The sequence below is a fragment of the Embleya sp. NPDC055664 genome (genome assembly GCF_053618075.1).
On the sequence record NZ_JBSHGZ010000004.1, the window covers coordinates 54,849 to 68,972 of the forward strand.

General features: G+C 70.0%; 10 protein-coding genes and 2 pseudogenes. 6 read left to right on the forward strand and 6 right to left on the reverse strand.

Annotation, left to right across the window (positions count from 1 at the left end):
• Positions 1-18: 18 nt before the first annotated feature.
• Positions 19-672, forward strand: a complete 654-nt coding sequence (locus tag ACWGR4_RS08205; protein WP_452134189.1) for a hypothetical protein — start codon at positions 19-21, stop codon at positions 670-672.
• 32 nt (positions 673-704) lie between these two features.
• On the opposite strand, the gene ACWGR4_RS08210 is transcribed toward ACWGR4_RS08205, so the two are convergent.
• The 3 genes from ACWGR4_RS08210 to ACWGR4_RS08220 form a co-directional block, all read right to left on the reverse strand.
• Complete coding sequence (locus ACWGR4_RS08210; protein ID WP_452128907.1) at positions 705-1,232, reverse strand: hypothetical protein; 528 nt, start codon at positions 1,230-1,232, stop codon at positions 705-707.
• A gap of 62 nt (positions 1,233-1,294) precedes the next feature.
• On the reverse strand, positions 1,295-2,944 hold the full coding sequence (locus tag ACWGR4_RS08215) for a serine hydrolase domain-containing protein (RefSeq protein WP_452128906.1): 1,650 nt from the start codon (positions 2,942-2,944) through the stop codon (positions 1,295-1,297).
• Positions 2,945-3,096: 152 nt separating this feature from the next.
• A complete protein-coding gene (locus tag ACWGR4_RS08220; protein WP_452128905.1) occupies positions 3,097-3,720 on the reverse strand; it encodes an RraA family protein in 624 nt (207 codons plus the stop codon).
• Between the two features lie 214 nt (positions 3,721-3,934).
• Here ACWGR4_RS08220 and ACWGR4_RS08225 point away from each other — a divergent pair, with 214 nt between their 5' ends.
• Entirely contained in the window at positions 3,935-4,618 is a 684-nt protein-coding gene (locus ACWGR4_RS08225) for an HNH endonuclease family protein (RefSeq protein WP_452128904.1), read from the forward strand.
• Positions 4,619-5,020: 402 nt separating this feature from the next.
• On the opposite strand, the gene ACWGR4_RS08230 is transcribed toward ACWGR4_RS08225, so the two are convergent.
• Positions 5,021-5,776, reverse strand: coding sequence for a M50 family metallopeptidase (locus ACWGR4_RS08230; RefSeq protein ID WP_452128903.1), 756 nt, complete (start codon positions 5,774-5,776; stop codon positions 5,021-5,023).
• Positions 5,777-6,382: 606 nt separating this feature from the next.
• Positions 6,383-6,868 carry a GbsR/MarR family transcriptional regulator gene (locus ACWGR4_RS08235; RefSeq protein WP_452128902.1) on the reverse strand — a complete coding sequence of 162 codons (486 nt, stop codon included), beginning with the start codon at positions 6,866-6,868 and terminating at the stop codon, positions 6,383-6,385.
• 117 nt (positions 6,869-6,985) lie between these two features.
• Between ACWGR4_RS08235 and ACWGR4_RS08240 the strand changes: the two genes are divergently transcribed.
• Together ACWGR4_RS08240 and ACWGR4_RS08245 are read left to right on the forward strand one after the other, a co-directional pair.
• Positions 6,986-7,897, forward strand: coding sequence for an ABC transporter ATP-binding protein (locus ACWGR4_RS08240; protein ID WP_452128901.1), 912 nt, complete (start codon positions 6,986-6,988; stop codon positions 7,895-7,897).
• Entirely contained in the window at positions 7,894-9,540 is a 1,647-nt protein-coding gene (locus ACWGR4_RS08245; protein WP_452128900.1) for an ABC transporter permease, read from the forward strand. The genes ACWGR4_RS08240 and ACWGR4_RS08245 overlap by 4 nt, the downstream gene beginning before the upstream one ends.
• A 137-nt stretch (positions 9,541-9,677) precedes the next feature.
• Here ACWGR4_RS08245 and ACWGR4_RS08250 read toward each other — a convergent pair whose 3' ends face one another.
• The gene (locus ACWGR4_RS08250) at positions 9,678-11,144 is read right to left on the reverse strand and encodes a sugar porter family MFS transporter (protein ID WP_379997912.1); all 1,467 of its coding nucleotides are present in this window, start codon (positions 11,142-11,144) and stop codon (positions 9,678-9,680) included.
• Positions 11,145-11,620: 476 nt separating this feature from the next.
• Here ACWGR4_RS08250 and ACWGR4_RS08255 point away from each other — a divergent pair.
• Together ACWGR4_RS08255 and ACWGR4_RS08260 are read left to right on the forward strand one after the other, a co-directional pair.
• Positions 11,621-13,504: pseudogene (locus ACWGR4_RS08255) on the forward strand (M4 family metallopeptidase); the annotation flags it as partial.
• A 336-nt stretch (positions 13,505-13,840) separates the two neighbouring features.
• Positions 13,841-13,969, forward strand: a pseudogene (locus ACWGR4_RS08260) (carbohydrate-binding protein); the annotation flags it as partial.
• Positions 13,970-14,124: the final 155 nt, after the last annotated feature.

The window sequence follows — 14,124 nt, forward strand, 5'->3', positions numbered from 1 at the left end:
TCCACCGGCAGCCACTTGATGTCACCCGAAAGAGTGGTCGGGCTGCTTCAGACCTTCGAGACCGCTCGTACCTTCCTGAAATGCCTCCGCCTGGCCGACGTCCACCTCCTCCCGAGCGTCCCGGGCGGCCACACGACCCTGGCCTGGAGCGCCCCCGGCACGCCCGTCCCCCGCGCGTTCGACGACGAACGAAACCTGGTCGGCTGGTTCGAGGAAGTCCCGGAGTATCTGGGCCGGATCGACGCGATCATGCACGTCTCACCCGTCGGCGCCCACCACGATGGGGACCTGGAGGTAGCCGGGGCACACGGCACGTCCGCAACCTTCCGGCGCATGAACGAACACCCATCCACAAACGACCGCCCCATGACGATCGGCGTGGTCACCGACGACGACACCGGCCTCGCCCTCACCGACCGGGGCGTCTGGCACACGCTGCTTCCGCAACCGATAGACCTCGTACCGCTCGGCGCCAACCTCGGCACCTACCTGGCCGGCCTGGCCCCGGACGACGAAGTCCTCCCCTACCGGTGGTGCCTACGCGCCCTCCGCCACTACTGGATCGGCATCGTCTTCGTCCTCGACCGACGAGCCGCCCTCTACTGCCCCTGCGGCCGGGACACCATGCACCATCACCCCTCGTGGGAGGACCTCCGCGAGCCCCGGCCCTGATCGCACCCGGGCACCGGGTCGACCGGAACGGATCAGCGCGCGGGGCCGACCCGAACAGGCGACGAGTTCAGCACGATCGCCGCCGCCCGTACCTCGCTCGTCCAGCGCTCTTCGTCGAACCCCAGGGCGTACTCCACGCAACACGCACACTGCGGCATCAACGAGACGAACTCCCGCTCCTCCTCCGTCTCGGCCGCCACGTCCCACCAACTGCCGCCGGCCACCTCGGCGAGGGGAACACCTTCTTCGACAATCCTGGCCGCCAGTCGCCGTAGCGCGTAACGCCAGGCCAGGTCGGGAGTCGGCAGTTCGATCCCCGTCTCGGCGAGCGCCTGCTCGAACAGGTCCCGCAGATCACGAACATCGCCACCCCGGCCCAGCCCGGCCAACTCGCACAGCGCCGGCGATTCCAACCCGGCCGCCAACGCCTCGGCGGCGACCATCGGCAGATCCGCGGGCTCGACCCCGTCCACCCGGTAACACCACGCCACCTCCGACAGCGCCATGAAGGCGGCCCCCGACCGGGGTTCGGGCTCATGCGGGCTCTCGGTTTCTTCCATGGGCACACACAATGCCCGACCCGCGCGTTCAAACCATCACGGGTGGTGCGGACGAGCGCTGCTCACGGCTTCGGTTGGTTCCGGAACGAGCGTGTGTAGCGGCATCCGTCCACGTCGACCCAGAGGACCGCGCCGTCCGGGGCGGGGCCGGCCGTCAGGCGCTCCGGCAGCCGGGGGTCGGCTCCGATGCGGAACGTCTCGGCGTCGAGCGGGACGAGTTCCGGTTCGTCGTAGGGCGCTTCCACGCCGGTCGCGGCGGTCATGTGCAGGCGTCCCGCCCGCTGCACGATGTCGAAAGCCGGATACCAGGGGGTGTAGCTCCGGTAGCGACCCACGAGTGCGTGCGGTGGGGCGCTCGGCGCAGCCGGGTCGGGGCCCAGTGACTCGGGGCCGTAGAGCCAGCGTCCGTCCCGGGAGTGGTGGTAGGCGGACCACTCCGGGTGATCGCACACCAGCCGCCCGTCCCCCGCGTCGTACAGCTTGCCGGTCACCCCCTCCGAGGTGAGCGTGAGGCGGTCGTCCCCCGCGGACTCGACGCGGATCCGACGCGGCGCCGTTCCGTGGACCCCGACGTAGCGCCGGGCGTCGGGGATCCGCTCCGGGTCGAACAGTGCCGGGTCCGCCGGGGCTCCCTGGACGACGGCGAGCACATGGCGGGCGAAACGGTCGATGATGCGACACTCGCCGGGTGCGTTGGTCAGCACGGCGACACCGTGCCCGCCGTCGATGTCCACGGCGAGGTACGAGCGGTATCCGACCATCCCGCCGGCGTGCGTCAGCCAGGTGCGGCCGTCGATCACTTCCACGCCCACGCCGCACGCGTAGCCGCGGCCGACCGTGTCGGCAGGCACCGTGAGGAGCTGCCGAAAACGCTCCGGCCCGAGGATCGTGGTGCCGTCCAGGGTGCCCCGGCCCAGCAACATGCGGGCGAACAGGCCCAGGTCGGAAGCGGTCGCCAGGACGTTCCCGTCGGCCGACGAATACTCGAAGAAGCCGGCCGGCGCGAGGGGGGCCGACGGCAGCGGCGGGCGGTCGTCGCGCAGGAACCGGTACCCCGTGGCGAGTTCGGCGATGTCCTCGTGGGTGATCCGCGCCGCCGAGTCGCGCATGCCCAGGGGGCGCAGCAGCCGTTCGGTCATGGCGTCCGCCAACGATTGCCCCGTCACCTGCTCCACGATCAACCCCAGCAGGTTGTAGCCCTCGTTGGAGTAATGGAACAGCTCACCCGGTTCGACCCAGGTCCTCGCATCGCGCAGCGCGTAGCCGCGGGCGGCGGCATCGGGCAGCGTGTCGGCCCCGGTCACCAAGCCGGAGGTGTGCTGCAGAAGGTGCCGGATGGTAATCGCGCGCGAGCCGCCGTTCGGCGCGAACCAGGGCAGGTAATCGGCGACCGCCGCGTCGAGGTCCACCTTCCCCTCGTCCGCCAGTACGCCGAACAGGAAGGCGGTGAAGGTCTTGCTGATGGAACCGATCTCGAAGCGCGTGCGACGCGAGATCGGCGCCCCGGACTCCGCGTTCGCGAACCCCGCGGTGACGAACGTCGACTCGCCGGTCCCATCGACGACGCTGATCGCGATCCCCGGCACCGGCCACCCGCTTCGCAGCCTCTCCGCAAGCCCCGAGAGCACCTGTTGCACGTCCGGTTTCACATGCGTGCGCTCGCCCGTCCCGGGCGCCGACCGCGTGATCTCCGACGGGATCCGTTCGCTCATCCTGGGCTCCACTCTCCGTTCGCGCCTGGTCGGCACAACGTACGGGGGAGCACCGGGGCTGTCCTCGTCGCGCGCGTCAAAGCCGCGGCCGCTCGGTTGTCGCCGCCGCCAAGGCCGAGCCGAGGTCACCCGGGGTAACCAACATCAAGCCGTCAATCGGTCGGCTGGTTGGCCGTGAGCAGGGCGTCGATTCGAGCGCGGTGGGCTGTCTCCCAGTCGGTCGGGGTTTCGGCGGCTTCCTTGGCCGATTTGTGTTGGGCGTCGTGGAGTACCTGCGCTCGGCGTGCGCTCGGGACGACCACGATGCCCTCCTCGTCGGCGACCACGATGTCGCCGGGGTCGACGTCGACGCCGCCGCAGCGCACCCGGGTGTTGAGCGGTGTCACGGCCGCCTTCGTGCCCGGGATGGGTATCACGCCCCGGGCGAAGACGGGGAAGCCCATCTCCCGTACCTCCGCCAGGTCCCGGATCACCCCGTCGGCCACGAATGCCGCGATCCCGCGCCGCCGCGCAACGGCGCATACGTTGCCGCCGGCCAAGGCGTAGTCCACATCGCCCGATTCGACCACGACGATCGAGGCGGGCTCGGCGCGATGGATGGCCGCGTGCAGCATGAGGTTGTCCCCCGGCGGACACCGCACGGTGAACGCGGGGCCGGCGACGCGCGGCATCGGGCCCCACAGCGGCCGGATGCCGATGTCCATCACCTGCGCGCGTCCGAGCAGGTCGGCGAGGGTGGTCGGCGATGTGTCCGCGAAACCGGCACCGTCGTTCATCGGCTCATCCTTTGTTCGCATCGGGCGACGAGACGGCGCGACACTACCGAACAGGCCATCCGCTCCTGCCGGTTGCACTCTTTCGAGTGGCCCGATCCGCGTCGTCGCCGATCCCGTCCCGTCAGTCGCTACAACAGGACCGCGAACCTGATCACGACGACTCCGGGGCGACACGATGACGATGACTCAGATGACGGTGACGAGGACCAGGACGATGACCACTGGGCGCCGGATGGCTTCCCTGGTGGTGGCGGCAACGAGCATCGGCGCGCTGCTGTTCACGCCGAGCACGGCTGTGGCGGCGCCGGCCGCGGGGGCGACGGCGTCGGCCACGCGCATTCCGCTGCACGACGCGATCGCCAATCTTCGGGTCGCGGAGGAGGATCGTTCCGGCTATGACCGCGCCGCGTTCCGGCACTGGATCGACGCGGACAAGAACGGTTGCACGACGCGCGCGGAGGTACTGATCGACGAGGCCGTGCTTCCGCCCGAGATCGGCGCCAAGTGCGCTCTTGTCGGGGGCCGTTGGTATTCCTACTACGAAGATGCCTACGTCGACGGCGCGGCCGGGCTGGACATCGACCACATGGTGCCGTTGGCCGAGGCGTGGGACTCGGGCGCGTCCGCGTGGACTTCGAAGCAGCGCGAGGCGTATGCCAACGACCTCGACCAGCCTCGGGCGTTGGTGGCCGTGACGGCGAAGTACAACCGCTCCAAGGCCGATCAGGACCCGAGCACGTGGCTGCCGCCGTATGAGGGGGCGCGCTGTACGTACCTCACGGACTGGGTGATCGTGAAGACCAAGTACGACTTGGCGGTCGACCCGACCGAGCTCGACACGCTCCGGCGGCTGGGCGCGCAGTGCCCCAACGTGCCGATCGAGCCCGGCACGCCCTGAGGGTCCTCAAACGCCGGACCGGCTGGGACGGGTGGCCACCAGCGGGTGCCGGACGAGGAGTCCGCCGAGGTGACGGCGCCGGAGGCCGGACGGATCATCAGCAGCCACCGCAGCCGCCGGATGCGCACCTTCGCGAATCGCACCGACCGACCACCGAGACGTGCGCATCGCTCGGCGGGAAACCCGTCCGACAGCGGCGGGGAGGGTGGGGGCTCGGGTCGAGTGTTTGCGACAACGTAAGCGAGAGCCACTGCGGTAACGGCACCTCGACGAGGGCACTGATCGAGAGGCGGCTGCTTCACCGTTCCTTCGAACCCGTGCGGGACAAGTCGAACCGCGGCACGGTGGTTGATGCCGGTTTGGATCGCGGGACCCAGGTGGTCGCGCTCGTGGGATCGGCGCTCATTCGGACAGGGACGGTGGTTGTGTCGAGGTTGCGAATATGTCCCCGACATCGACCAGCCAGGTGGCGCCCAGCCAGGCCATGGCGATCGAGACCAGCCCGAAGGCTGCCACCCACACCGGCCACGGTATCGAGGTGGATGCCGCGAGCGTAGCCGCGTCGGACGAGGATTTGCCTCTCAGATGCCGTCGCAACAACTCTACGACGTGCCGTACCGAGGCGATCAGCAGGAACCAGACGACCAGGTACGCGGCGAAAGCCTGCACTTCCGCCTGCCCACGCCATGACACTGCCACCAGCGCGCTGGACGCGAGAAGAATGATCACCACGCCGAACACGTTACGAATCGTCGTCAACAACAAGAGCATCAGAGCGATCACGCCCCACAATGTCGCCGTAACGTACCCCGCCCGGAGAAGCGCCGCGCCACCGATTCCCACCAAAGAAGGCGCCGGATAGCCCGCCGCCGAGATCAGAACTCGACGAAGACGGCCGCCGTTTCCTCGATGCCGGGTGGTACCGGAGTTGTTGACCTCCAAGCGGACTGCGACGACACGGTGCCCGCACAGGAGCGCGGCCAGGGCGTGGCCCGCCTCGTGTGCCATCACCGAGTAACACCGCACGGTGGACCAGGCCAACCGATGCACCACACAGGTCAAGGCCACACCTCCCGCGACGAGGACAAGCCCCGGGGACGAATGAGGCTGCGTCGCGAGGGCGTGCTCCCACAGGCGCCGCGAGAACGACAGGGTCATGCGACTCCCCGATACTCCGACCCGCCCTCGGACGCGAACGGGTAGACCCGCCGACCGAAGGGGCCACACCGCTGCGTCGAGGCAACGGTCTTGGGACAGTTACCAAACGGCACACAGTCGGTGATCGTCCGGAGCACGTCAAGCCGGCGCGCATGTCCGGCCCAAAGGTCGCGTTTTCCGGATCATCCTCCGCAACGCCCGTGCTTCGCGCTTCAGTTGCGAGCACGGTCTTGCATCCACCCATCACCCGGCTGTTTCGCCTCAATATGCCGTTGGGAGTCGACTTCGCGTGGTGCGAGCTCACGGAGGCCGTCGAGGAGACCAAAAGTGCCCGGTGGGTTCGAAACCGGATCCCGAGGTGCTCGAAACCGCCCCCTTTTCCGCTGTCCTGCGGTTTCTCTCGCGCGAAGGGTGCGACACCCCGCGAGATCCGGTTTCGTGAACCTCCGTCACCCACATGCCCACCGCACCCCGAAAACACCCGCCCGCCAACCCACTCGGGAAGGCGCCCCGGAGGACCCGACCGGAGCCCCACCCCACGACCCGGACCAACCCCCTACCAGCCACCCGCACCGCCCGTCGGGCCGGGTATCGGCCTCGTCGGTGTTACCCCGTGGTTCGGGCTCGCCAGCGTTGCATGACTCCGACGAATTCTTCCTGGAGGAAGGCGAAGAAGTCGGCGGATTCGAGGGCTCGGGCGCCTGCCGGGGTGTCCGGGCCCAGGGTTTGGGCGCCGTCTCGGAGGATTGTCTCGAAGCGGCTCAGGAGTTTGTCGCGCTCTCCGTAGGTCTCGTACCAGAGTTCGTCGTGCAGGCAGTAGCGGTCCCGGCGCGAACCCGGCTCGCGTTCGCGGTGGACCATGCGTACCTGGGTGAGGTAGCCGATCGCCGAGGACACCGCCGCCGGGCTGATCCGCAGCGACTCGGCGAGTTCGGCCGAGGTCATGCTCGCCGAGTCGGCCGCCAGGAGGGCGGCGAACACGCGCGCGCCCATCCGCTGCATGCCGGCATCCGTCAGCTCGCCCGCGAAGCGCTCGACGTAGCGGGCGACGGCCGCCTCGTCCCGCTTCGCCACCGACTCTTCTTCTCGCATCCGGCTCACCTTACGACCACCCTCCGGGCACCCACGAAGCACGCTGCCGCTTCGTCTTCATGATTCTTGACTTTTCTTAACTTCACAACTTTCTGAAGGACGCGTATGTTCTGAAACATGAACACGGCGATCAGCGTCTCCGGTCTGCACAAGTCCTTCGGGCGCACGCACGCCCTCGACGGCCTGGATCTCGAGGTCGCGACCGGCGAGGTACACGGCTTCCTCGGCCCCAACGGCGCCGGCAAGTCCACGACCATCCGCGTCCTCCTCGGCCTGATCCGCGCCGACCGGGGCGACGTCACCCTCCTCGGCGGCGACCCGTGGCGCGACGCGGTGGCCCTGCATCGTCGGGTCGCCTACGTACCCGGCGACGTCACCCTCTGGCGCAACCTCAGCGGCGGCGAGGTGATCGACCTGTACGGCCGGCTGCGCGGCGGCCTGGACCCGGCCCGGCGCGCCGACCTGCTGGACCGGTTCGAACTCGACCCCACCAAGAAGGGCCGCGCCTACTCGAAGGGCAACCGGCAAAAGGTGGCCCTGGTCGCCGCGTTCGCCTCCGACGTGGACGTCCTGATCCTGGACGAGCCCACCTCCGGCCTGGACCCGCTGATGGAGGAGGTCTTCCGCGCCTGCGTCGCCGAGGAACGCGACCGCGGCCGCACCGTGCTGCTGTCCAGCCACATCCTGGCCGAGGTCGAGGCGCTGTGCGATCGGGTCAGCATCATCCGCAACGGACGCACCGTCGAGTCCGGTTCGCTGGCCGACCTGCGCCACCTGAGCCGGACCACGGTACGGGTCCAACTCACCGGCCCGGCCGACGGCCTGGCCGACCTCCCGGGTGTGCACGACCTGCGCGGCGACTGCGACCACACCGTGCTCCAGGTGGACAACGAGCACCTGAACCCGGTGCTGCGCCGGCTGGCCGAGATCGGCGTACGCGGCCTGACCAGCAGCCCGCCCACCCTGGAGGAGCTGTTCCTGCGCCACTACCGCACCGAGGACACCCACCCCGTGGTGGTGTCCCGATGACCGCCACCGCCATCACCCCCGCCCCCACCGCGTCGGCCCACCACCTCGCCGGCACCCCCACCCTCATCCGCCTCGCCCTGCGCCGCGACCGCGTGTTGATCCCGGTCTGGGTGGTGGCCCTGGTCGGCACCCTCTTCAGCACCGAACGCTCCCTCGAAAAGCTGTACGACACCGCCGCCGAACGCGCCGACGTCGCGCACGACATGAACGCCAACGGTTCGTTCCGGGCCCTGTACGGCGCGGTCTACGCCGACTCCTACGGCGCCCTCACCGTCTGGCGCGTCGGCGCCACCGTCGCCCTCCTCGCCGGCCTGATGAGCCTGCTCGTGGTGATCCGGCACACCCGCGACGAAGAGGAGACGGGTCGTCAGGAGGCGCTGTCCGCCGCGATGGTCGGCCGCCGGGCGCCCCTGACCGCGGCCCTGGCCGGCGCCGCCCTGGCCAACCTCGCGCTGCTGCTCCTGTGTACCGCCGTCCTGCGCGGCGCCGGCCAATCCACCGCCGGCTCCCTCGCGTTCGGCACCGCCGTGGCGCTGACCGGCATGGTCTTCGCCGGCATCGCGGCGGTGTCCGCGCAACTGACCGAGAACACCCGCCTCGCCCGCGGCATCGCCGTCGCCGTCCTGGGCGTCGCCTTCGTCCTGCGCGCGGCGGGCGACGCGGCGCGACCCGCGGCCGACGAAGGCAGCCATCCACTCGTGTGGGTGACCCCCCTCGGCTGGGCCGAAAACGTCCGCCCCTTCGCCGGCGACCGGTGGTGGGCCCTGCTCCCCTCCGCCGCCCTCGCCACCGGGTGCGCCGTGCTCGCGTACGCCCTCGCCGGTCGGCGCGACATCGGCGCCGGCTTCATCCGCCCACGCCCCGGACCGGCCCACGCCCCCGCGTCGTTGGCCGGCGCATACGGCCTGGCCTGGCGCCTCCAACGCGGCACCCTCGCGGCCTGGGCGATCGGCCTCGCCTTCGGCGGCGCGGTGTTCGGCGGCATCGCCGACGGCGCCAAGGACATCGTCGGCGACAACGACGGCACCCGTGACCTGGTCCGCCGCATGGGCGGCCACATCGACCTGACCGACGCGTTCCTGTCCACCCTGATCGGCCTGCTCGGCCTGATCTGCGTGGTGTTCGCGGCCGGTGCGATCCTGCGCCTGCGCGACGAGGAGACCGCCGCCCGGGCCGAACCGCTGCTCGCCAACGCGGTCGGCCGACTGCGCTGGGCCGGCGGACACCTGGTGGTCGCCTACCTCGGCACGGCCGCCGTCCTGGCCGCCGGCGGCCTCGCGATGGGCCTGTCGTACGGGATCACCGTGGGGGATGTTTCCGGCCAACTCCCGCGCGTCCTGCTCGCCACCCTGGCCCAGACGCCCGCCGTGTGGGTGATGACCGGCCTGGCCGTCCTGATCGTCGGCGCCCTGCCCCGCCTCACCCCGGCGGTCTGGGGCCTGGTCGGCCTGGTGATCGCGCTCGGCTGGCTCGGCCCGGCCCTGAAGCTGCCGCAGGCGCTCCTGGACGTATCACCGTTCGCCCACCTGCCGAAGCTGCCCGGCGCCGACGTCACCGCCACGCCGTACGCCTACCTGCTCACCCTCGCCGCCATCCTGCCCATCACGGGCCTGACCGGCCTCCGCCACCGAGACCTCGGCTGAACCCGAGCGCAAGCCCAAGCCCCACAGCCCAGCCCCAGCCCCAGCCCCAGCCCCAGCCCCACAGCCGAGCCCCGGCCCAAGCTCGACGAAACCACCGACCCCCGGCCGGTCGGGCCGACCGACCGGCCGCCCCACCCTCACCCCATCTCCTCCAACGTCTTGCCCTTCGTCTCCGGCACGAACTTCACCACGAACGGAATCGACAACACCGCAAAGCACGCGTACATCACATACGTGGCCGACAGATTCCAGTCCGACAACGTCGGAAACGACACCGTGATCACCCAGTTCGCGATCCACTGCGCCGACGCCGCCACCCCCAGCGCCGCCGCGCGGATCCGGTTCGGGAACATCTCGCCGAGGAAGACCCACACCACCACGCCCCACGACAGCGCGAAGAACAGCACGAACGAGTGGGCCGCGATCAGCGCGACGGTGCCCTCGGTGTCCGGAAGTTTGATGTTTTTGCCCTTCCCGGTGCGGGCCGAGAAGGCCCACGCGACCAGGCCGAGCGAGATCGCCATGCCCGTCGAACCGACCAGCGCGAGCGGCTTGCGGCCCACCCGGTCGACCAGCGAGATGGCGATGATCGTGCCGATGATGTTGATGATCGAGGTGGTGAAGGAGTACAGGAACGAGCTGTTCGGGTCGATGCCCACCGACTGCCACAACGACGCCGAGTAGTAGAAGATCACGTTGATCCCGACGAGCTGCTGGAACACCGACAGCCCGATGCCGATCCACACGATCGGCAGGAACACGAACCCGCCACCGCCCAACAGGTCCTTGAACGTGGACTTGTGCTCGCGCCGCATCGCCGCCCGGATCTCCGCCACCCGCGCGTCCAGGTCGACGTCGTCGGACTCCACCTCGGCGAGCACCTTCCGCGCCTGCGCCTCCCGCCCGACCGAAAGCAGGAAGCGCGGCGACTCGGGGATGGTGAAGGTGAACAGGCCGTACAGCACGGCCGGCAGCACCATCACGCCGAGCATCACCTGCCACGCCTCGAGGCCGAAGATCAGCTTGCCGCGCTGGTCGCCGTCGGCCAGGTTGAGGATGCCCCAGTTGACCAACTGCGAGACCGCGATGCCGGTGACGATGGCGGCCTGCTGGAACGAGCCGAGCCGGCCGCGATAGGCCGGCGGCGCGACCTCGGCGATGTACGCCGGACCGATCACCGAGGCCATCCCGATCGCCGTGCCGCCCAGGACCCGCCACAGCGCCAGGTCCCACAGCGCGAACGGCAGCGCGGATCCCACCGCGCTGGCCGCGAACAGCACAGCGGCGATCTGCATCACCCGGATGCGCCCGATCCGGTCGGCGATCCGGCCCGCGATCGCGGCCCCGATCGCACACCCGACCAGCGCGGCGGCGACCACCTGGGCGAGCAGGCTGGAACCGGGCGAGAACTTGCCCCGGATGCCCTCGACCGCGCCGTTGATCACCGAACTGTCGTAGCCGAAGAGGAATCCGCCCATGGCGGCGGCGGCCGTGATGAAGATGACGTGGCCGAGGTTCTCCGAATAGCCGCCGCCGGAACCACCGCCCGGGGTCCCGTCGCCACCGCCGCTCGACTGCCCGGTCGTCGCTGTGCTGCCGGCCAACGTCGCCTCCTGGGTCCGTACGTCCGTGCGGGTCGGTGCGCCCCGCACGGTTCGGTACGCCCCGCCCCGGTCCGGTGCGCCCGTCCGGTCCGGGTCGGTCCGTACGGTGTTCCGGATCCGACCCGGTTGCCGGATCTTGAGAGTTGCCCGATATTTCACCGCTAATCATCGGCAGGCGACCGGAAGGCGTCGCCCGTCACCCGGATCCGTCATCCGGATGCATCGCCCGAATCCCTCATCCGGACCCGTCGCCCCGACCCGTCAAACGGGCCCCGTCGTCCGGGATTCCGTTCGGCCCCGAGCATTTGCCAGAACTAGCCGATCGCCGCCGAGCGCTTCTCCGCCGCCCCACACCCGTGTGAGTGTTTCGCTCGCTCGGGCACGTACCCGGCCTGCACGGTCGCCCGTGTCGCTCCCCAGCGCCGCGGTGCACGTCGGCGACGTGGTCGAGGCATGTCCCCTCCCAAGGAGCCTCGATGAATCGCAGAACGACCACGGCCGGGACCGTGCTCGCCCTGATCGCCGGCCTGGCGATCGGCGCGGTCGGCCCGTCCTCGGCCGGTACCAACGAACCGTCCTCCCCTCCCCCCGCAAGCTCGCAGGACAAGGCGGTATCCGCCGCCGACCGGGCAGTCGCGAACGGTCTGGACGCCCTCGCGAAGGGCCCGGACGAGAAGTTCGAACGTCAGCTCGTCACCCCCTGGATCAACGACCTGTACTCGGTCGCCTACCAGCGCACCTACCGCGGCCTGCCGGTCGTCGGCGGCGACGCGGTGGTCATGGCCGACGGTCAGGGCCGGGTCCGCGGGACCCAGGCCGCGACCAGCGCGCAGATATCCGTCCCGACCCGGGCAACCGTGGCCGCCGGCACCGCCGAGGCCACCTCCAAGGCCCAGCTTCCGGTCGTGGACAAGGTCGAATCGCACCGCCTCGTCGTCCACGTCCTCGACGGCAACAGCAACCTGGCGTGGGAGACGGTGGTCACCGGCCGTACCGACACCGCCCCCAGTCGACTGCACGTGTTCGTCGACGCGAGCACCGGCCAGGTCCTCGACAAGGTCGACGACGTCAAGGCCGGCACCGGCAACAGCCAGTGGAACGGCCCCAATCCGCTGACCATCCAGACCAGCGGCTCGGCCGGTTCCTACTCCCTCCGCGACTCCACCCGTCCCGGTCTGAGCTGCGCCGACAACGCCACCGGCCAGGTCTTCACGAAGTCCACCGACTCGTGGGGCAACGGCCAGGCGTCGAGCAAGGAGACCGGCTGCGTCGACGTCATGTGGGCGGCGCAAAACGAGTGGAACATGCTCCGCGACTGGCTCGGTCGCAATGGCCACAACGGCACCGGCGGCAGCTGGCCGGTCAAGGTCGGCATCAGCGACATCAACGCCTTCTGGGACGGCTCGTCCGTCTCCATCGGCCACAACCAGGCCAACCAGTGGATCGGCTCGATGGACGTCGTCGGTCACGAATTCGGCCACGGCATCGACCAGTTCACCCCCGGCGGCACCAGCCGCGAAGCCGGACTCGGCGAGGGCACCGGCGACATCTTCGGCGCGCTGACCGAGGCGTACACCAACGAGCCCACCTCCTTCGACTCGCCGGACTACACGGTGGGCGAGACGGTCAACCTGGTCGGCCAGGGCCCGATCCGCTACATGTACAAGCCGTCCACCAACGGCGACCCCGACTGCTACAGCTCCTCGATCCCGAACACCGAGGTGCACAAGGCGGCCGGACCGCTGAACCACTGGTTCTACCTGCTCGCCGAGGGCACCGCCCCGGCAGGCAACGGCAAGCCCGGCAGCCCGACCTGCAACAACACCACGCTGGCCGGCGTCGGCATCCAGAACGCGGGCAAGGTCTTCTATGGCGGCATGCTGCTCAAGACCAGCGGCATGACCTACAAGAAGTACCGCACCACGACGCTGACCGCGGCGAAGAGCCTCGACCCGACCTGCGCGCTGTTCAACAAGACCAAGGCCGCGTGGGACGCCGTCAGCCTGCCCGCCCAGACCGGCGACCCGACCTGTGTCGGCAACCCGGACGACTTCTCCCTCTCGCTCAACCCGACCTCGGGCAGCGTGCAGCCCGGCGGTGACGTCACCACCTCCGTCGCCACCGCGACCACGGGCGGCAACGCACAGCAGCTCACCCTGACCACCGGGACCCTGCCCAGCGGCGTGACCGCCGTGTTCACCCCGGGTACCGTGCAGTCGGGCAACAGCTCGTCGCTGAAGTTCACGGCGAGCGCGGGTGCGGCCCAGGGGACGTTCCCGATCACGGTCACCGCCACCGGTACGGCCACCACGCACAGCGCGCAGTACCAGCTGACGGTCGGTTCCGGTCCGGGCAACCCCGACTTCTCCCTCTCGCTCAACCCGACCCAGGGCACCGTGACGCCCGGCGGGGATGTCACCACGTCGCTGACCACGGCGACCATCAGCGGCACCCCGCAGCAGCTCACGCTGGCCACCGGGACCCTGCCCACCGGCGTGACCGCGGTGTTCACTCCCGGCACCGTCCAGTCCGGCGCGTCGTCGTCGCTGAAGTTGTCCGCGAGTTCCACGGCAACGCCGGGGACGTACACGGTGACGGTCACCGCCACCGGCACCGGCACCACGCACAGCGTGGACTACCGGCTGACGGTCGGCACCGGTCCGGGCAACTGCTCCGCGCCGCCGTGGGACGCGAACACCGTCTACGTGGGCGGCAACACGGTCTCGTACCAGGGGCACACCTACCGCGCCAAGTGGTGGACCCAGGGCGAGACCCCCGGAACCACCGGACAGTGGGGGGTGTGGCTCGACCTCGGACCGTGCTGAGGATGCCGGCTCGCGCGGAGTCCGCGCGAAGTCGAGGCCGCCGGTGGGTATTTCGGGTCGGTAGTACCCACCGGTAGCAGTCGTCCGTAGCTCCACCCACAATCCTGTTTCTTCGATCGTGCTGCCCGGCAGGCCCGCAGATGGGCCCGCCGGGC

Excerpts from the sequence above, each read along its gene's own strand:
- ACWGR4_RS08230 (WP_452128903.1), bottom strand. The coding sequence starts at position 5,776 with ATGACCCTGTCGTTCTCGCGGCGCCTGTGGGAGCACGCCCTCGCGACG.
- ACWGR4_RS08205 (WP_452134189.1), top strand. The coding sequence starts at position 19 with ATGTCACCCGAAAGAGTGGTCGGGCTGCTTCAGACCTTCGAGACCGCT.
- ACWGR4_RS08245 (WP_452128900.1), top strand. The coding sequence starts at position 7,894 with ATGACCGCCACCGCCATCACCCCCGCCCCCACCGCGTCGGCCCACCAC.
- ACWGR4_RS08210 (WP_452128907.1), bottom strand. The coding sequence starts at position 1,232 with ATGGAAGAAACCGAGAGCCCGCATGAGCCCGAACCCCGGTCGGGGGCC.
- ACWGR4_RS08215 (WP_452128906.1), bottom strand. The coding sequence starts at position 2,944 with ATGAGCGAACGGATCCCGTCGGAGATCACGCGGTCGGCGCCCGGGACG.
- ACWGR4_RS08235 (WP_452128902.1), bottom strand. The coding sequence starts at position 6,868 with ATGCGAGAAGAAGAGTCGGTGGCGAAGCGGGACGAGGCGGCCGTCGCC.
- ACWGR4_RS08240 (WP_452128901.1), top strand. The coding sequence starts at position 6,986 with ATGAACACGGCGATCAGCGTCTCCGGTCTGCACAAGTCCTTCGGGCGC.
- ACWGR4_RS08225 (WP_452128904.1), top strand. The coding sequence starts at position 3,935 with ATGACCACTGGGCGCCGGATGGCTTCCCTGGTGGTGGCGGCAACGAGC.
- ACWGR4_RS08220 (WP_452128905.1), bottom strand. The coding sequence starts at position 3,720 with ATGAACGACGGTGCCGGTTTCGCGGACACATCGCCGACCACCCTCGCC.